Origin of the sequence: Paenalicyclobacillus ferrooxydans, assembly GCF_001399675.1 — a bacterium.
Lineage (GTDB): Bacteria > Bacillota > Bacilli > Alicyclobacillales > Alicyclobacillaceae > Alicyclobacillus_B > Alicyclobacillus_B ferrooxydans.
Genome location: NZ_LJCO01000021.1, coordinates 1 through 18,239, shown reverse-complemented (window position 1 = coordinate 18,239; position 18,239 = coordinate 1). Strand labels below are relative to the sequence as shown.

Genomic DNA, 18,239 nt, shown 5'->3' with positions numbered 1-18,239 from the left:
TCTTGTCTGTAGAAGCCATCGACGTGCCTCCTCTACTATTTGCTCGTCACCTTTAGTAGATTGCACTCGATGGCTTTCTCGTCAAGATCCAGCCTTGGAATTTACACCACTACATGAGACTCTAACTTTCACTCCGTTCCAACACAAACACACTAAACACCAAGATAGACGAAATTACGACATATTTCAACAGGAAATACGATGTATTTTTGCATTGTGACTCGCAACAGAACAGATTATGTATTCTCCCAAACTCGTCTTACACGTTAGCGCCGGCAGAATATTGTTTTTGCAGAAGGACCTTCCAGCACTTTGCCATCATCGGTATAATTTAAGTTAAACTCGAGTCCCGATCCAATAGATAGATTGGAGGCAGCTTTGTGACAGAGATTCTACTCCTGGTTATCATCGTGATACAACTTCTACTTTTGGTTCTGCAGTTGCGGCCACAACGCAACATGCCTCAGTTGGAGGGCATCCTGGATAAAAGCAAAGATGACCTGGCTGGGGTGTTTCAACAGGAAATTCGGCGTATCCGGGAAGAATTTGTTCAGCAGGCGAAGCTCGACCGCGAGGAATCTGCAGGAAGTTCGAATCGCCTGTTTCTCCAATTAAATCAAGTTGTAGGGCGCAACTTCGATGCTCAAAACGCACAGCAAAAGGCACTTTTTGATGCATTCTCGACTCAACTGCGGACCTTGACTGAGATGAACGAACAAAAGTTGGAGCGTGTGCGCGGGGTTGTCGAAGAGCGATTGTCGAAAATTCAGGAAGACAACACCAAGAAGTTGGAACAAATGCGAGAAACAGTTGATGAAAAACTGCATAGAACACTCGAAAAGAGGCTCTCAGAGTCGTTCTTGCAAGTCAGCGAACGCCTGGAGGCTGTGCACAAGGGGCTTGGCGAGATGCAGTCCTTGGCTAGTAACGTCGGCGATTTAAAGCGCGTCTTGACCAATGTCAAGACGCGAGGAACTTTTGGCGAAGTACAGCTTGAGATGTTACTTGAGCAGTTGCTGTCTCCGGAGCAGTACGGGAAGAATGTGGCGACGAAGAGCGGATCGGCGGACAGAGTCGAATTCGCCATCAAGTTACCGGGCCGAGAGGACAGCAAGGGCGTCGTCTACCTGCCAATTGACTGCAAATTCCCGATTGAGGACTACCAACGTATGCTTGACGCGGAAGACATCGGGGACACAACGGTATTCCAAGAAGCAGCAAAAGCCCTGATGTCACGCATCAAGGCGGAGGCCAAGTCAATTGCCACAAAGTATCTTGATCCACCGAATACCACTGATTTTGCGATTATGTACCTGCCGATTGAAGGACTGTTTGCAGAGGTCTTGCGCCATTCAGGATTGATGGAGTCGATTCAGCAAGAGCACAGAGTTGTCGTTTCAGGTCCCACGACGCTGACAGCGCTGTTGAACAGCCTGCAGATGGGATTTCGCACCCTTGCCATTCAGAAGCGATCGAGTGAGGTCTGGGAGCTGCTAGGCGCGATTAAAACTCAGTTTGGCAGCTTTGGCGATTTGCTGCAAAAGACGCAGAAGAAGTTGCAGGAAGCGAGTAATTCCATTGAAACGGCAGCGAGAAAGTCGCGCTCCATTGAACGCAAGTTGCGGACTGTGGAAGAACTCCCGGTCAGTCAATCGGAGTACTTGCTGCCGGAACTGTCAACGTCAAAAGACATCGCATTCGAAGAGGTTGAGGAGAGCGTTTAAACCCTCTCGCACAGGGGACGAGCTGCAGGCTCGTCCTTTTTGAGGTGTTCAGCTGATTTTGGTTGGATTCATTTTTGGCATCAATGACCTTCTTGATCAGTAGCGGTGTTGACGCCAAGCTTCACTCGAATTCGGTCTTTCGGGTTCCAACAATGAAATTGATAGTTTGGCTTTGTATCGTATCCCAGTCGTGAGCAAAATGTTCTAACGCCTGTCTCTGTCCGCTGTGCTTTATAGTGAATGCAAGTCGCGCAACAGTGATATCTCGTGCCAACGCCCTTCTCCGTGGAGCATTCACCTCTTTGCTTCTGACTTCCAACAGAATTTCAACAACCTTCTTTTTGAGGATACATCATTCTTTGGTTCCTTTGCGCATGAAATCTCGATAGCATACTATCTTGTCGATCCGGTTTGACCTGTTACGGTTAATCTCTGCGGAAGGGGCTTCACAAATAGAGAATGGCGACACTGGCTCCGAGAAGGAGCGAGATCGCCGAAAATCCCAAGTTTCCTCCGCCCAAAGCAGGCCTTCGCAGATTGTCTTCTATAATCCGCTCATCTGGTTTTAATGCACCATTCACGCATTCACAATTCACACAACTTCACCTGGGGTATCGACTCCTTGGACCCGATGACCGGACGGGTGCGTAAGGGACGCTTGGTCCAGGTGGTGGAACAATCGGTCCAACATCATAAAACCCTCTCCGCTTCGCTCCGTTGTGTGCAATTTTCAACAATTGACGGATCCTGTCATCTTGAGCCACGCCAAAGGCCAGAGACCCCAGCTTGATCACGGTATCCAATTTCACCCTGTCCACCTCCCGCGAATCGATGTTCACTGTACTGTATGCACAACGATTCCGAGGCCGTTTGGCGATTGCCATAGGATATGCGCGGACATTTTCCTGAAGTCAGGGCAACTGTAACGGGGTATCCATCATAGGACTTGACCTAGTGTCGTTCATAGTGTGTTGATGAGAGCGGCTTTGGGGTTGGAGACTCCTGTGCTCATGTAAAACAACAACGCGAGGAGAGGACACAAGTGTGCTCAAGAGGTGACTGTATTCGTTACATGGGGCAATGGGTCCGGTTTCAAACTCCGTGGGGTATGCACCAGGGCATTGTTACAGATATCAACAACCGTGGTGTATTGATGCTGGTGCCGAGGCGTTACGCACCGACCAGGCTTGCAAGCGCCGACAAAGTAATTGGTGTAGATGACGAGCAGAAGCTGGATCTGGCTTTAGCGCAGTGGGGTTATCGAGGCTATGGCCCATACGGTGGTGGGTACGGCGCTCGCGCTGGGTACGGCGGTTGGGGTTACCCGGGCTATGGAGGTTGGTACGGAGGTTGGTGGTGGTGGTGGCTGGCCTTCGCCTGGATTTTTGCGCTAGCATTTTTGTGGTAGTTGGAGTGTAAGTAGAGAGAACAGATGTCAACAGGGGATGGGAGGCCTGCAGGCCTCCCTTTTTATGAAAGAATGTTTCAGGGTCGCTTATAGTGCGTCCGGAATTTTTTTGACTTGAGAGAGGGCGATAGTGTCTGTGGTTCCTTCCGTCTTGGTGACCATCTGAGGAATCCAGTAGTTGTTTATGTTTTTGTTCGTTGCAAAGCTCGGCGCAGTTTTTCCCGGACTTGTATTCCAGTGCATATACACAATCGATTTAATGCTAGAACCCACCTTGCCCTCTGAGAGGTACCAAACGACTTTGTTGTCATATCGCACCGCGTACAGAAAGCGTCCGTTTCGACTATCATACTTTGTTCCGGTTACTCCTTTTCCGCTGACTGTTTGTACCGTTAAGAACGATACGCCAAAGCAATCGCCTGACTTTACATACTTCGTCGCATTCTTGGGTGGCGTCGTGATGGGGGGTTGTACGGTAGAAAGCCCCAAGCCAGGTGTCAATCTTGGTGCAGTGACTAACTTTTTCCATGATGTGACAGTAATACCCTTAGGAAGAATGGGGTTCGGCTTTGTTCCCATGTAAAAACAGAGATAATTTAGACTCAAGCCCCCGTTTTCTGTGGGATTGTAGTGTCGAAGAATCACCCAGTTATTCGTGTTCCCTCGTTTGTACACTTTGCCATTGTGATTGAGTATTTTCTTTCCCTCGTAGTAAAGAACATTGACACAATTATTTTTTTGGATGTTCGTAAATGCCATTGCTATATCTTCCTCCTAATCTCGCGAGCTGACTTCGTATGTCCGAGAGAACGTGATGAAACGTGATGAAACGTGATCGTAATGAATACGGATATCAGCAGCTCGCATGTGTTACTTATGAAATGGCGTTCAGACGCTTAGGGTCACAGACATTCACCCCTTTGGCTGTCAGCATGTAGACACAAGTACATTCCACCCCTATCCATGTCCCACATTTGCGGCGTTGAATTTACTACAGATATCTGGACAACATGGAGGGGGACCTACGGTGGCCAATTATATACGGTGGCCAATTATAACTTCGTCTATATGGGAGCCATTAAAGCGCCAGATTTAAAGATGGTTGTACTGAACGCAGTCCATATTCGGAGAGACAGTCAGGACAACGACCGGTTTGTGTACGGATTAACGAGGGCTCAATTGAACTTTCTCGCACGTGAGCTGAGTCATTCTTCTGCGCGGTTTAAACTAGTATCCACGCACGTACCTCCAGAGGAATGGGCGAATACGCCGGAAATGAACACCAACAAGGCGCGGTTTATGCGGATTTTAGCGAACAACCACGTATCGATGGTGCTTCTCAGTCAACGATGCGGGGAACGTCTCGCATGAGTCTAGCTCACCGTGCCCGACGAACTCGCCGAGCCGATGCAATCAGGCAAGTGAAAATCCTATCGCCCAAAGTTGCCTCAAGGTTTAAGTGATAAGGAGGGCTGCGGAGGTCCTCTGTTCGGACTTTTGCACATATGTACGTTGGGGTTGCGTGTGAGCATTCCGTTTTTGCGTTGGTGTTTGGGCTTGAAATAGCTGCTATGCTGCGGTGAAATGAAGAAAGTAGGCTAGTGCCCTATGCATTCGTCCAGTCTTTCATCATTCCTTTACATACATTGGCTGGTGTGGGGGGTGACATCATGTACGGAGCATTTGGCGGATACACACGTTGGGCAGTTGTGTTTCTGATTATCTTCGTTTTGTTTGTCCTGCTTGTCCCGTATGGTCCGATTGGCGGCAGTTGCGCCGGCGGCGCGGTAGGAGGGTATTAACCGCTTGAGGGCACCTTTCCAGGTGTCCTCATTGCTGTTCAAGAACTGAAGCATGCAGCGGCTATTTCCCTCACAAATTAAAAAAGACCCATATACCATGGGTCTAATTTATCAGTTGGTTACCTTACAACGACGACGTTGGCAGCCTGAGGACCGCGTTGTCCTTCTACGATTTCGAACTCAACGCGTTGACCTTCTTCCAATGTACGGAAGCCACTGCTTTGGATTGCGCTGAAGTGGACGAATACGTCGTCTCCGCCTTCAACTGAAATGAATCCGAAACCTTTGTCGCCGTTGAACCATTTTACGGTACCTTGTGTCATCAATCTATTCCACCTTCACTTACGACTATGTAGCCTTCTGCTACATCTCTATGTTAACACATATTGCGACTTTTTAGTCGTACAATATCTTCTCACGATGATGAGTATCTTTTTTATCGTGATCAACGAATGTCTTCTGTCGCTACGTTGATTTCGGGTGACCGGGATGCAGAACTGTCCTTTGAATCAAAAATACGTTACATTGACTAGGCTGAATATGTTTCTAGGAGGCCGTGTTTTTGTCACAAAGTACAGGGATTGTTTCGGGGATGGGTCTAGTATTTGATGTATTGGTTGGAGTGGGATTGTACGTCATCATCGGAGTGGCGGATATGCGACTTGCGAAAATCGCAGGGCGCCCGCGTATCGAATGGATGGCATGGGTCCCCATCTGTAGTACAATACTCCCACTCTTGCTGATTAAGAAGTCCGGCTGGTGGTTGCTTATGTACTTAGTGCCAATCGCGAACATTGTTTTCTTCATTCTTTGGCAGATGAAGCTATTGAAAGCCTTTGGAAAACATGAAGCTTTTGTTTTATTAGCAATTTTTTTGTATCCGGTCTACTATATTTTTGGCTTGTTTGGGCTTTTTCACCGAATACTCGATACACCCTGAACGGCAATTGACGTAAAACCAAAACCGAAACCGACGAGTTAGGCCGGGCAGCACATCCCAATTATTCATCGGCTACTGCGGATTGACCAATTGGCGGAGTTGTTGGAAAATCTGTCCCCTGTGTTGGGCTTCGTGCTCAATGAGATGATACACAACCCATTCTGGTGTGACATCGTATCCCTCTTCTTCGTTAGTTCGAGGAGCGCGCCAGTCTGCTAGAGTCATGGGCTTGAAATGGGACAGGAACACGTGTCGTACGGTATTGAGGCGATGGAGGTGCTCGTCCATGGACTGTCCCTCAACGTGAGTCAATACACCATCTTCGGACCAAGGTTCAATGGGGAACAGCATTCCTATTTCTGGAGGCAGCGAAGTACCGAGTATGTCGTAATGCAACCAGCCGGCCTCGACGATGGAAATATGATACAGGAGGGAGCCAATCGATGTACTGCCTTCAATTTTTGCATCAAGAGTCGCCTGACTAATCCCATTCAGTCTCTCTAGCAATGTCTTGCGAACATCCTCTAGAGCCCATAACCATCGACCGATTTCAGGTTCTTCACTTCCAAACGGAATTACGAACAATTCGTTTTTCACGGCTGTTCCCCTCCTCGGGTACCACCTCTATATAGTACCACGCAGTAAGGCGACTAGGGTTCAGTCATTGGAGACAGTCGGCGTCGCGCTCAAAGGTTGGGGCAAGCCGTTGGCACTACCGGCCACGTTTATTCCTGCGTTGCAGTTAGTACGCAACAATTTTAAAAGCATCTTTCTCAACGAGCACAATCCCGCCTTGTACACACTTCGCTTCATTTCCTTTTGGGATCAACCATTTTTGCCCAATGGATTGATTGGTGACGTAGTCCCCATTGATTGAGAAAACATGTCCTTGTCTATCTACAAAAATGTGACTTGGGTTTTGAGGTTTATTGAACTGGACAACCTTTTGTTTCGTTTGATTTGCGTATTTCACAACTTCCGTAATGCCACCCTTACTCAGACTTCCAAAGTAAATACTGTTATTCATTTGAGCCAACAATGTGGCGTTTTGCGCTACAACAGTTGTTCTTCCAGTCACTTCACTTTTAGCCAAGATGGTATGAGCGGTGCTTTCCACATACACCGTGATGTTTGTCTCCCCAACGGCCGCATGAAGCGGAGTGATCCCGCTAACAACCACACTATAAAAATCGCCGTTCGTATCAAACCGATATGCCGCATTGTCCGTTCCGTTTCCGACGATGACATATGTATCGTTCGTATAAGGGCTGAACCCAATCGATTGAACCTGATGCCCACGAAACTGTTGGATCATATGTTTTTCTCCGCTTGCTAAATCATAGCGGTATAAAGTCAGAGTTCCACCAGAACTTGTGACGACGAATATGCTGCGATTTTCTATCCATTTCACGTAGATGATGGGAGTCGGGAAGGCAACGGTTTGTGTCGCTTTTGTCGGGACGCTGGTGACATTTAGTTCTTTTGCTGATGTAACATACGCTATGAAGTTACCATCGTTCGATATCCCCATTAGCGTGGCGTTTTGTATGCCTGGGGCCGCTATCGCATGAGATGGGTTGAAGGTATTAATCTCTTGTTGAACCGTTCGAACCTCGGGTTGAATTATCAGCACTTCGTGATGATACATGGCGCCTTCCATGACAATTGTTCCCGCGGTTAACAATGCACCCCACATAGCGATTGCTGTCCATGATGACTTTTTCATTGCATAACTCCTTGTTATTTTACGATGATGGCGGTGGCGACTTTTCTCTCGCCAAGGACATCTGTCGGCTCGTTAATGAGTTTTCCGTTCAAAATCATCGTCGCTGACGATCCGCCATCTAAATTGGCACCGATAACCGCTCCGTTTTGCAACAATACATTGGCCATGTCTTGCAGACTTGCTCCGACGTTTCCTGGACCGTTTTCGTAACGTCCATTGGTCACAATCAGCAGCACCGTCCCGTTGGCTTTTTGACCGATCACGGTTCGCGGTGCGTAGCCCCATCCACCATTTCCCTGTACGATGTCTTGTCCATGTTGGACCAACACGGGATAGAAGGATAAAGCTTGTGTTACGTCCATATCGTGTAGTTGACCATAAGAGTAGTTTCCAGCAATCATTTTGCCACTGGAGGTAAACCCAATAATAGGCTGTGGACCTAAATCGCTGTTGTTGATCAAATTTCCATTGGAGATGACAATGCCATCGGGAAACCCACCGGTCCCTCTCCAATCATTGGAATCCGTGAATGATCCTCCATTAATTCCGGCAACCGCATTATTGTCATTGACGAACTGCGAGACGGTTTCTCCGACGCTGCCCTTGTATTTAGTCATGGCCACTTGTACACGCGTTGGGTTACTAATTTCCATAATTGTCGCCGTGAAACCGGGGTATTCTACTGTTTTGACAAGAATACCGCCTGTATTGGTATCCTTGCTGACCGAAAATGGAATTTGGGTCTCATATCCAGTGGCGACGAAATGCTCCCTTGGCGGCAGTACATTAACGATGGTCTTCGGCGGTGTCAGTTTTGGGAGGAAGTGATGAATAGCGGCTCCCAGCACTGTTACATAAACTGCCGAGACCACAAAAAAGGGTATGAGTTGTCTTTGTGCCTTCTTTCTCCTGTGTCTCTTTTTCAATGTCTTTCTCCTTTAGGACCAATCTGCTTTATTTCATGCTTCATTTCTCTTTTACTTTAGAACCTCGTCATATTGTACATCTTTATGAGACAATCCAGAACGCGAGGAGCAATGCGTTATGAACATCACACAACAGATTTTGAACTGATAGCGCAGTTGAATAAACCCATACACGAATTGCATGCATCCTTGTATCCTCAACATTTCACGGAATATAACTTCGAGGCGATTCGAGCTTCATTGGCGTTCCCATTCCTACATAAATATTTACCGAGAGGAGGATGGCGAATGGAGAGCTTCGGGTGGCTGGTTATCGCAATATTGTGTGCTCTAGCACTCGGGTCCCTTTTTATCATGATGGGCAGACCCACAAGGAACAGCGCGCTGCGGGGGACGGGCACAGCGCTGTTCGGTGCTGCGTGCGTCTTCGTCGGTGTCATCTGGGAGGGCGTCGCGAACACGCATCTCTCTCCTTATCACCACTTCACATACAGACTTGGTGTAGTATCAGGTATCGCCTTTGCTGTGATAGGCGCCATTTTCTTCTGGGTGGCCGTCCCGGTGTATCAAGTGTGGAAGCGCAAATGGTCGATGGCTTGGAGAATCACGGTAACGGGTGTACTGCTCGTGTCCATTGTCGCGGGCGGATTTATTATTGATTTCTTTATGTTTCCGCGACTGTAGGGTGCGAGGAGTGCTTACAACATGAGAAATCAATGTTCCATCCCTTGCATAATGCCCAGCACACTTCTAAATCCTATCCTTATTCAGTTAGTGGGAGTGAGTACTGTGGCAAACATATTAGAGTCTGTAACAAACGTTATTTCATCGTTAAATGACAATAAGACGAAGCCTCCGATGCACGTTGGAGAAGTAATGGGTTGCTGGACGTACCTAGCTACAATTGGTGAAGGCATAGTTGCAACGAAAATAGGGTTAAACACGACGACAGACGAAGAGCTTGTACATGCGTTAAATGAAATGATGAAAGTTTGTGAAACCCAAATGAAGACGGTTACCGAGCTTCTGGAGCGGGAAGGAATTCCAATTCCTCCGTTAGATGAAACAAAACCTAACGCACAGCAAAGCGATATTCCAGCAGGTGTGAAGTTGACAGATAGTGAAATTGCCAATGCTATGAGCGTCAAAGCAGCGGCTGAAATTATTGCTTGTGCTACTCAAGCAACGACGGCGATCCGCACGGACATTGCAATGATGTTCACTCGTATGCAAGCAGAACACTTGACGTTTTTGACGAATTTAAAAGCCCTTATGCAGAGACGGGATTGGCTTAAAATTCCGCCATATTATATCGCTCCCGGGCGTCCCCAGACTTGAAGAACCTTGTTATCTTCAGAATCAGAAGATTATAAGAACCCCTCTGGAAATGGTTTGAGGTTCGAGCGTATCCATCGGGAATTATCCATTTAAGCCATTAGACTTTGCACCTCTACTATAAGGCGAGCATCATTTAACAAACGAAGGTGGAAATTTCCCCAGCCAGTCATCGTTGGGATGTTCGCAGGCAGTTACAAGACTGATATTGGAGACCGACGTTGATGACGACCGGGAACCTCATGTTGGGGTTGATTGCGATCATGTGGGCCTGCTCCATGGCTGCCCACACAGTCCCCTTCGGATCCTTGAGCGGGATGTTGTCGACGATGACGTCTCCGTACATGGCGTCCAGCTTACTAGCCTTGACCGTTGCAGTGTGACCGTCAGGGTACGTAAATGTCAGCGTTGCTGCAGTGATAGTGCGAATCATTGGGCCGCCGGGATTGACGCCTGGCGGATCAATCGTGTCGAGTGCGTTAATAGCCTTGATGACATTCTGAATGGCGATGCCGTTCGTCACTGTCGTGGTCGTTGTCTGAACTGCACCGCTACTTTGGCTGCCGGTACCTGTTGTCGTGCCTGTCGCCGCACCGGCACTGGCCCCGCTGATGCTCGTTCCCGCACTGCCGCTCTGGTTGCCCGACGTCGTCGTAACAGTCATACTCGTGGCGTTTGCCGCGAGCTGACTCGAAGTGGGCCGTGGCGGGGTAACCGTGTCATACACCCAGTACTCCACTTTGGTCTGATTGGCACCTAAGGCCTCATAGCTCATGGTGATGTGTTCGTCCTGGCCAGGTGCCTGCTTATACGGTGCAAAGGATTGACTCTCCACATATTCGCCAGTCTTCAGATTACCGCTCCATCCCGTTCCGCTCGGCGGAAACCCTTGTGCAGTGTAAGCGAGATCGAACCAGTTCTCAACAGACGAAATCGACTTGTCGACGATGTAAGTTGCGCGACCCGTTTGTACGTAGGCATTCATTGGCATGGCCTCAGCGGCCTGACTCAACGGTTTGTTGGCAGCCTTCAGAAGACTGTTCATCGGTAATTGAACGGTCACTGGAGACTCTGGCGGTACCGGAGGTGTCGGGACACTACCGAGCCCCGCAGGCTTGTTTGAGAGTGTCAACTGAAACGTCTTGCTTACCTCTCCACCCATCTCCGTCTGTTGTGGAACCTGGACTCTTCCAGCAATGTTCCATGTTGACCCGGTCCAGTGCGTTGAGACACCAATGGCCCGCAGTGTTTTCATCACGTACCACACCGGAAGGTCCATGTTGGGTCCAGTACCAAGCATGGGAGGATAGGCGACACTCTTGGCATTCACGAACATGACAAAGTGCCCCGGAGTGGTTGCGTGGTAAGGAACCTGTAAGCTCTTTGGGACGATATAACCCAGCGGCATATTCATCACTAACTGATTCACACCCGGGACAAAGTGTGCGTCGATCCCGATTTGCCGAAGGATACCCTCCACGGTCATAGCGGAAATCCAGCTTGTCGGGTGACCTGAGTTTGGATCTGTTGCCACCGTAAAGCTCGTTGTTATTAGTTTCTTTCCAGCCAAGTTGACCGTTACGGAGTGCGTGTTAGCACTTGAAGTTGTGGCTGGGTTTGGTGCCGCCCATGCAAGTGGTACAGATGTTACAAGCAAGGACGCCCCTGCTAGGCTGGCAATCCATGTGTGACGCTTCATCTCATAACCTCCCTTTGTATGTAGGCTGTGTGTGGCCATTCTGCAGACGTTCACCCAGCTGCCGTGCCGTTATTGTTGTTGAATTCGCGAGCTTCGACCGCTGCACATTGACGGCTGTAGATCCAACATCGACAAGTCGACATAGCTGTCTGGTAGTTGGAAAATATCTCTTCACGATGACAAAGACGTTTCTGATGACGCAAAGGTTACGTCTTGCAAAACTGTTTTACACTTTATCGTGAGTTGGGCAGTGCAAGGCATTTACCCTCATCGCACATCACGCATTGTGGCAGCTACGATTCTGGCCGTGGTCATCGTGGCCATGTAGTACACTTGGTCAATGGATATCTTTCAAAAGCGGGACTTATACAGGCAAATCAGCATTCATGTCTGATATCTTTGGAGTTGAGGAAGCCAGCCTTAGGGCGGCCGAAAGTTAGCGAATGGAGGAAGGTAAGTGGCTGAGTCGGAACTGTTGAAAAAATTACAGTATAAGGGTGGGGCTGCATATATTGCGAACGCTCCGGAGGGATATCATCTTGATCTTGCGGATGGACAAGCTCCCGATGGACGGTACACGTTCATCCAGGTATTTGTAAAAAATGCCGAAGAGGTTCGTGCACAGGTGACGCAACTGCTTGAGTCCCTGGCAAACGACGGGGTCTTCTGGCTGACATATCCGAAGCAAAGTGCCGGCATTAAAACGGACATTAACCGTAATGTATTGGTGAGCATGGTTCAATACGATACGGATTACCGGGTGGTCAGCAATGTATCTGTCGATGATACTTGGTCTGCACTGCGGCTGCGCCCGAAGGACAAGGTCAAGCTTCGTTCTTGACTTTCTGTACTTCACGTATGGTTGGGATTTGAGCTGTACTCATTCGTCTTGATATAGGAGGCTGACTCGTGCATCAGCAGCACTATATTTCCCTCATTGTTGTCGCTGCCCTAGTCATTTGGGGATTGTATCGAAGAATCCGGAGGACAGTCGGATTTCAGTATTTGGCCCGCAAGAGGATGACGACGCGCATCGTAATATTTTGTGTGCTTGCTTTGGTAGTCTTGTCCGCCGGTGCAGGTCATCCAATGTCATATGTGTCGGATGCAGTTGGGGTGGTGATGGGCGGTATCATCGCGTTTATTTCTGCTCGTACAACCAAGTTTGAAATAAAGAATGGCCGCCTAGGCTACCTTCAACACCTGTGGATTGGCATGGGACTCATTGTTCTGTTTATCGGCCGCTTGGTATTTCGCTTTGTCATATTGTCTTCGGACATCGGTCAGATGCAGCAACAGGATACAGCTGGCCAAAACCACATGGTAGCTCAGAATTTCTCCGACCCGTGGACAGCTGGAATTTTTATGTTGCTGGTTGCCTATTATATCGGCTACTATGCATTCTTACTGCGGAAGGCGAAACAGCTGGGGAGTCAGACGGAGTCAACGCGTGCGGGTCATTGAAACCGTACTGATGGTCTTGGAGCCGTACGAATTGCGCTGCGACGAAGAAACGTATGTCATTCGAGGTTTAGCGGTGGTATTGATACTTGCCGGTTCTGTAACGTCGTTACGAGATAAGACACCGACTGAGGCAATTGTGAAGCCGACGAAGCAAACGGTTCAAATTCCTGCTGCTGATGGCATACAGATGGTGTACGTTGTTGCGGGTCCTGCGGCAGGTTCAATTCCAGTCTAATATTGTCTCCAATGGCTACACGGGACCAGCCACGTTAGTCCTAGAGCTGTCACTTAGGAAGAGCATTGAAATTATAGCCCTGCATATTACACGTGGGGAGACTCGCCTGACTTGACCCGTCTGTATCATTATGTTGATGGGGTAATCGCATATCAAACCGGAAATCAAACGGTGTACTTCAAAGATCCAGCGATTTACGACTGGTTAAAAAGCGGGAAATGGACATCGGATTTTGTCTTCGGAAGCAAATGAACCGCTGCCTTTGAACCGAAAGGGTCGTGCCACGATGAAATCTTCCCGAACAGGACTATGTATGTCTTATGAAACTCGCCTTGCTCGCTACGCTCATGTGTCCACTACCTTAGCGTTGCTCAGCCATCAAAGGCTTGGAGAGCGATTGGACAGCGCTTCGATTCTGGGCACTGGCATCGGTGGTACATCGGGGTTAATGCAACTTGAAAATACGCCAATCTTCGTGAAAATCATACCCTTGACGGAGTTAGAGAAACGCACTCAGAATGTGATGTCCACCAGAAATGTGTTCGAACTGCCGCCGTATTGTCACTACGGTATCGGCTCACCACCAGGTGGCGTTTGGCGTGAAGTCGCCGCACACACCATGACGACCAACTGGGTGCTGGCAAGACAGTGTGAAAGTTTTCCCTTGATGTATCACTGGCGGGTGTTGCCGAATCTTCGTATGCCACTGTCTGAGGAACTGAGCGATATTTCACGTATGGTTGAATTTTGGAATTCTGAGGCGGTAGGAGACCGTATCGAAGCAATTGAACAATCAGTAGACAGTGTTGTACTGTTCTGCGAGTACATTCCGCATAACCTTCATGACTGGATGAATGAGCAAGTCGCAATGGGGGAGGATGTGGCTAATTCAGCATTCGCCATGGTAGAACCACAGGTGACTTCCGCTGTATCGTTTATGAATTCGAAAGGGTTACTCCATTTCGATGTTCACTTTGAGAATATTCTAACCGACGGACGCCACATTTACATTACGGACTTTGGTCTCGTCACGTCTTCTCGATTTGAACTGTCCGATTCTGAATGGGCGTTTTTCGAATTGAACATGGCCCATGACGTGTGTTATGTGGTGACACACCTTGTAAATTGGGTTGTAGCGGGATTAGTCGGCTTAATGGACCGAAAAGACCGAAGTGACTTCATACATCGGTGTGCTAATGGGTACGACCCGACAGAAGAAGTGGGTTCCGTAGCAGCGGGAATCATCCATAGATATGCTCCAATCGCCACAGTCATAAATGATTTTTACACGAATCTTCGTTTAGATAGCATAAATACACCGTTCCCCGTAGAGGAGATTCGAAGGGTCTCCGAGGCAATTGAGTTCGACCGATTCAGGTGATCCATCCATATAATTTTGATTGCCAGTAACGTACAGATGGCTTGGTTTTCAACTGTTTTTTTATGTCGCTGAAGACACATCTGCGATAGCAGATGTCAACGCAGATTGCATGCACATGCAACAGGGCCGTCGATGGCTTATAGGACTCTTGGGCAGAACGGTGCACTAAGCATTCTATTTAAGATTACTGTTTAGGTTTAACATACGGAGACAGAGTGAAAAGTGACACGACTCTTTCCGCTGAAAAGTCTAAGAGGAGGGTGGCTATGCTGCACAGACCTCAATGGTGGATAGCAATATTCAGTCTTGTGATTGTCTGCATAGGTGGTTGGGGCGGATATTCCATGTGGTACAACGCCCAACTGCCTTGGGTGCATTACAATGGAAACACCTTTGTAAAGACGTCCGAAAGATGGAATAGTACACAGTTTCAAGACGAGGAGGGCAGGCGATATGTTCCCTCTTCGCCTCCCGAATTCATTCATGGTTATCTGGTTTATCTTCCTGTTGTTAAACCGATCCCTGGGAACACCGCCCCCACAGTAGTGTTCACTTTTTTCGTGCTAAAGCGAGATGGGTATTTTACTCTGTACCAAGAAAAGCAGAAGTGACCCATCGCTGCTTACTCAAATTTGATGGGCGCTTAAAAAATACCCTTTCGACTAATGGAAGTGTGATCCGGAACGTAGTGCCTAATCCTACTTCACTTTGAACGGATATTTTCCCCCCCAATTCATGAATTACCTTATAAGCCAATGTTAAGCCGAGACCGGTCCCTTGAGACTTCGTTGAATAGTCCGGTTGACCAAGCTTTTCTAATGTAGCTTCGGATATTCCACTACCCGTGTCAACAATCTTCACTTCAGCCTCAGTATTTCCTTTGTTCAAATGGACTTGAACCGATGAGGAGTCACCATTCATACACGCTTCAATTGCGTTTTTAATTACATTAATCAAGGCTTGCAGAATCGTTGAGTAATTTTCTTTAATATCACCATATCGGCATGAAGTGCCAGCTTAAGGTCCACATTCTTATCCGAAGACATACGGCTGTAATGTCTGAACTGCACCGGTTAGCAATACCGGCAAATTCACATCAGTTACATCATCATCAAGAGGGGACTTAGCAATATTCAAATACTCACCAATGATCGACTCGGCTACTTTCCCAACCGGAATGTCAGGATTCGCGTTTCTCCTTGGTACGGAAAGAGACCTTGCAGCGATCCGCTCTGTCCTAAGACAAAGGTAAGATAGACTTGTTGGCCGGTCTTGTAGACAATTGGAGCACTGCCGGCCGGGATGCCCGCGTGGTATGCCCAGACCGTTTTTCCATTAGAGACATCGACGCCGTACAGCCACCCGTTGGCTTCTCCAAAGTAGGCAGTGCCGCCGAGGGTTGTCGTGACTCCGCCGATAGCTGGTGTGGCGAGCTGGTTTTGCCACACCACTTTACCAGTCTGCGTATCGATGCAAGTCAGCGTGCCGCGCCAGTCGCCGACTGGCGCGGCTTGAGCACTTGTCCCGTCGTCGACCCGATAACTCGTGTGACTCGTGGGCAGAGCGCGCAGGTATTCAGGTCCGTTTATCCCCGTAACGAGGACGGTGTGTTGCGCAGGGTTGTACGCACTCGGTCCGTAGTTTGCGCCGCCGTCCGAACCGGGCCACTCCAGCGTAGGTGTAGCCGTCGGCGGGGAATGTTGTTGTTTGACGAACGCGATCGGTGCAAACACGGGCTTACCCGTTTTCGCGTACCACTCGTACCACTGTCCGTCTTTTCCAGCCTCTCCAACCGCAAGCTGGCCTCCGACCGAAAACAACATCGGGGGAGAGGCGACGTCGTAGTCCCACAGGTCGTGTGCGACTTCTTGTTGGTACCAATTCACCTGTCCCGTCGCACTCTGAACGGCTACGACGGCGTCTGTCATCGGGTCGGGTCCAGGACGTGAAGCGCCGAAGAAGTCGGGAGACGGATTGCCGGTTCCAAAAAACAGCTGTTGTGTCCCAGGGTCGTAGGCAGGCACATTCCAAACAGCGCCGCCGCCGTGCTGCCCAGTGCTCGGCAGCCACCCTTGTCCCCGCTTGGGAACTGTGTAGGTTTGCCAGATACGGGCACCAGTCGCGGCATCGTAACACGCCTCAAAACCGCGCACCCCTTCATCGCCGCCGGCACTACCGACGAACACTTTGCCCTTGGCGTACAACGGAGCCATCGACTCAAAGTAACCTTTCGCTTCGTCCGCCACCGTCACCTGATAAATCAGGCTTCCTGTAGATTGGGACAAGGCGATGAGCTTATCATCCGCCGTCAACACAAACACCTTTCCGTCGCCTAGCGCCACTCCTCGATTGATGGTCGGGATCCCCTGTAACAGTTGCAGCTTGGGGGTGTATGTCCACAACACCCGTCCGGTCGCCGCGTCCATCGCAATGACCTTGGCCTGCATGGTTGTGAAATACAGGATTCCGTTTTCTTCTAACGGGAAACTCTCGTTGCCTCCACTTGCACTCACGGGCAGACTGTACTGCAAACTCCACTGCTGCTTCGGGTTCGGTACCGTCCGTGCAATAGGGGAAACGCGGTTTTGCCATAGGTTGTTGCCAAACGTGGGCCAGTTGTCCGAAAGGCCGGGAAGGGAGGTACGGGAACTCGCTGCGCTGCCAGAGCTTGTCGAGCCTGCTGAGTGCCCCGAGCTCCCTGGATAGACGTTGACCCCGCCAGTACCCGAGTTGGAAGAACTTCCGGACTGCTCTCCCGAGGAACTGGACTGTGTGGGTTGACCAGAGGCTTTGGGAGGCTTTTGGCCGTCTGGTTTTTGTCTGGCTGTCGATGCTGCTGAGCCGCAGCCGGACACCGCGAAAAAGGCAGTCATGAGACCTGTTGAGAGTATCAAAAATTTGGCGTACGACTTCATTCCCTCACCCCATCAGCTTTGCCGCGTGTCTGCGCAATTCGAACCTGGCTTGCGCCATATGTGGGTTCAATTTCGAGTTTCTTGTAACCAATATATTTTGCGGCTACAAGATTGACGGAGCTGCGGGGGCTGGTGTGACAGAGGGCGGGAGGTAAGACGTTTTTCCCCATGGTGGCTTATAAATTGCGATATAAGGAATCATCAGACAGCTAGGGCTCCAAGTTGATACAACCGTACAGGTGTCAGTGCATCGTAGATGTCGGCTACAGCTTTATTTATAAAAAATAGTCCGGAGATCACTGAAGAGTATGCGGAACTATGCGTCTTAAAATGGTATATTTGTCCAAAATATCTGAGAGGTGCTTGCATGCCTGAAACCCCAAAGTGTCCGTTCTGTCACCCTCAAGAGGACCCACACCAGCATGTAGTGTTTGAAAACGATACCTGCTATTTTCTTCAACACGACGACCACCAGGACATTCTAGAAGGGTGCGGGGTAATCGTTTCTAAAGAGCATCGGCAGACGACGTTCGACCTTACATTGAAAGAGTGGATTGCACTAGCGTTGCATTAACGCGGTCTGAATATTTAGTTTTTATCATTTTCGGCATGAACGCTGAAACAAGACAACTGGTGAATAAGCAGGTAGCATCATCCATTTTTTGCTATAGGCTTTTACGATCC

The 18,239-nt window shown here is 49.0% G+C and carries 19 protein-coding genes; 11 read left to right on the top strand and 8 right to left on the bottom strand.

Features of this window, described 5'->3' with window-relative positions:
• Nucleotides 1–380 precede the first annotated feature (380 nt).
• Both AN477_RS05350 and AN477_RS05340 read left to right on the top strand, forming a co-directional pair.
• Complete coding sequence (locus tag AN477_RS05350) at nucleotides 381–1,724, top strand: DNA recombination protein RmuC (RefSeq protein ID WP_054968149.1); 1,344 nt, start codon at nucleotides 381–383, stop codon at nucleotides 1,722–1,724.
• Between the two features lie 1,042 nt (nucleotides 1,725–2,766).
• Entirely contained in the window at nucleotides 2,767–3,132 is a 366-nt protein-coding gene (locus AN477_RS05340) for a hypothetical protein (RefSeq protein ID WP_157061825.1), read from the top strand.
• An 87-nt stretch (nucleotides 3,133–3,219) separates the two neighbouring features.
• Here AN477_RS05340 and AN477_RS05335 read toward each other — a convergent pair whose 3' ends face one another.
• On the bottom strand, nucleotides 3,220–3,891 hold the full coding sequence (locus tag AN477_RS05335) for a hypothetical protein (RefSeq protein WP_054968146.1): 672 nt from the start codon (nucleotides 3,889–3,891) through the stop codon (nucleotides 3,220–3,222).
• 285 nt (nucleotides 3,892–4,176) lie between these two features.
• On the opposite strand from AN477_RS05335, the gene AN477_RS05330 reads away from it, so the two are divergent.
• Complete coding sequence (locus AN477_RS05330) at nucleotides 4,177–4,503, top strand: hypothetical protein (protein ID WP_054968145.1); 327 nt, start codon at nucleotides 4,177–4,179, stop codon at nucleotides 4,501–4,503.
• A 299-nt stretch (nucleotides 4,504–4,802) separates the two neighbouring features.
• Complete coding sequence (locus tag AN477_RS25645) at nucleotides 4,803–4,934, top strand: hypothetical protein (protein WP_281176317.1); 132 nt, start codon at nucleotides 4,803–4,805, stop codon at nucleotides 4,932–4,934.
• Nucleotides 4,935–5,053: 119 nt separating this feature from the next.
• Here AN477_RS25645 and AN477_RS05325 read toward each other — a convergent pair whose 3' ends face one another.
• On the bottom strand, nucleotides 5,054–5,257 hold the full coding sequence (locus AN477_RS05325; RefSeq protein ID WP_054968144.1) for a cold-shock protein: 204 nt from the start codon (nucleotides 5,255–5,257) through the stop codon (nucleotides 5,054–5,056).
• Nucleotides 5,258–5,496: 239 nt separating this feature from the next.
• On the opposite strand from AN477_RS05325, the gene AN477_RS05320 reads away from it, so the two are divergent.
• On the top strand, nucleotides 5,497–5,874 hold the full coding sequence (locus tag AN477_RS05320) for a DUF5684 domain-containing protein (protein WP_245631727.1): 378 nt from the start codon (nucleotides 5,497–5,499) through the stop codon (nucleotides 5,872–5,874).
• A 72-nt stretch (nucleotides 5,875–5,946) separates the two neighbouring features.
• On the opposite strand, the gene AN477_RS05315 is transcribed toward AN477_RS05320, so the two are convergent.
• The 3 genes from AN477_RS05315 to AN477_RS05305 form a co-directional block, all read right to left on the bottom strand.
• Complete coding sequence (locus AN477_RS05315) at nucleotides 5,947–6,471, bottom strand: DinB family protein (RefSeq protein WP_054968143.1); 525 nt, start codon at nucleotides 6,469–6,471, stop codon at nucleotides 5,947–5,949.
• Between the two features lie 145 nt (nucleotides 6,472–6,616).
• Nucleotides 6,617–7,600, bottom strand: coding sequence for a WD40 repeat domain-containing protein (locus AN477_RS05310; RefSeq protein ID WP_054968142.1), 984 nt, complete (start codon nucleotides 7,598–7,600; stop codon nucleotides 6,617–6,619).
• 14 nt (nucleotides 7,601–7,614) lie between these two features.
• Nucleotides 7,615–8,526: a phosphodiester glycosidase family protein gene (locus AN477_RS05305; RefSeq protein ID WP_054968141.1), complete on the bottom strand. Its 912-nt coding sequence runs from the start codon at nucleotides 8,524–8,526 to the stop codon at nucleotides 7,615–7,617.
• Between the two features lie 288 nt (nucleotides 8,527–8,814).
• Here AN477_RS05305 and AN477_RS05300 point away from each other — a divergent pair, with 288 nt between their 5' ends.
• Together AN477_RS05300 and AN477_RS05295 are read left to right on the top strand one after the other, a co-directional pair.
• Nucleotides 8,815–9,210: a hypothetical protein gene (locus tag AN477_RS05300; protein ID WP_054968140.1), complete on the top strand. Its 396-nt coding sequence runs from the start codon at nucleotides 8,815–8,817 to the stop codon at nucleotides 9,208–9,210.
• A 105-nt stretch (nucleotides 9,211–9,315) separates the two neighbouring features.
• Complete coding sequence (locus AN477_RS05295) at nucleotides 9,316–9,864, top strand: DUF3231 family protein (protein ID WP_169787845.1); 549 nt, start codon at nucleotides 9,316–9,318, stop codon at nucleotides 9,862–9,864.
• A gap of 166 nt (nucleotides 9,865–10,030) precedes the next feature.
• On the opposite strand, the gene AN477_RS05290 is transcribed toward AN477_RS05295, so the two are convergent.
• A complete protein-coding gene (locus tag AN477_RS05290) occupies nucleotides 10,031–11,560 on the bottom strand; it encodes a hypothetical protein (RefSeq protein WP_054968138.1) in 1,530 nt (509 codons plus the stop codon).
• A 457-nt stretch (nucleotides 11,561–12,017) separates the two neighbouring features.
• On the opposite strand from AN477_RS05290, the gene AN477_RS05285 reads away from it, so the two are divergent.
• The 4 genes from AN477_RS05285 to AN477_RS05270 all read left to right on the top strand — a co-directional run bounded on the left by AN477_RS05285 (nucleotide 12,018) and on the right by AN477_RS05270 (nucleotide 14,640).
• A complete protein-coding gene (locus tag AN477_RS05285; protein ID WP_054968137.1) occupies nucleotides 12,018–12,401 on the top strand; it encodes a hypothetical protein in 384 nt (127 codons plus the stop codon).
• Between the two features lie 68 nt (nucleotides 12,402–12,469).
• Nucleotides 12,470–13,024: a CcdC protein domain-containing protein gene (locus AN477_RS05280; RefSeq protein WP_054968136.1), complete on the top strand. Its 555-nt coding sequence runs from the start codon at nucleotides 12,470–12,472 to the stop codon at nucleotides 13,022–13,024.
• Nucleotides 13,011–13,259: a hypothetical protein gene (locus tag AN477_RS05275; protein WP_054968135.1), complete on the top strand. Its 249-nt coding sequence runs from the start codon at nucleotides 13,011–13,013 to the stop codon at nucleotides 13,257–13,259. The genes AN477_RS05280 and AN477_RS05275 overlap by 14 nt, the downstream gene beginning before the upstream one ends.
• A gap of 313 nt (nucleotides 13,260–13,572) precedes the next feature.
• On the top strand, nucleotides 13,573–14,640 hold the full coding sequence (locus AN477_RS05270; RefSeq protein WP_054968134.1) for a protein kinase domain-containing protein: 1,068 nt from the start codon (nucleotides 13,573–13,575) through the stop codon (nucleotides 14,638–14,640).
• 582 nt (nucleotides 14,641–15,222) lie between these two features.
• Here the strand turns inward: AN477_RS05270 and AN477_RS25830 are convergent.
• Together AN477_RS25830 and AN477_RS05260 are read right to left on the bottom strand one after the other, a co-directional pair.
• Nucleotides 15,223–15,606: an ATP-binding protein gene (locus tag AN477_RS25830; RefSeq protein ID WP_425388127.1), complete on the bottom strand. Its 384-nt coding sequence runs from the start codon at nucleotides 15,604–15,606 to the stop codon at nucleotides 15,223–15,225.
• Nucleotides 15,607–15,800: 194 nt separating this feature from the next.
• The gene (locus AN477_RS05260) at nucleotides 15,801–17,555 is read right to left on the bottom strand and encodes an outer membrane protein assembly factor BamB family protein (protein WP_054968132.1); all 1,755 of its coding nucleotides are present in this window, start codon (nucleotides 17,553–17,555) and stop codon (nucleotides 15,801–15,803) included.
• Nucleotides 17,556–18,239: the final 684 nt, after the last annotated feature.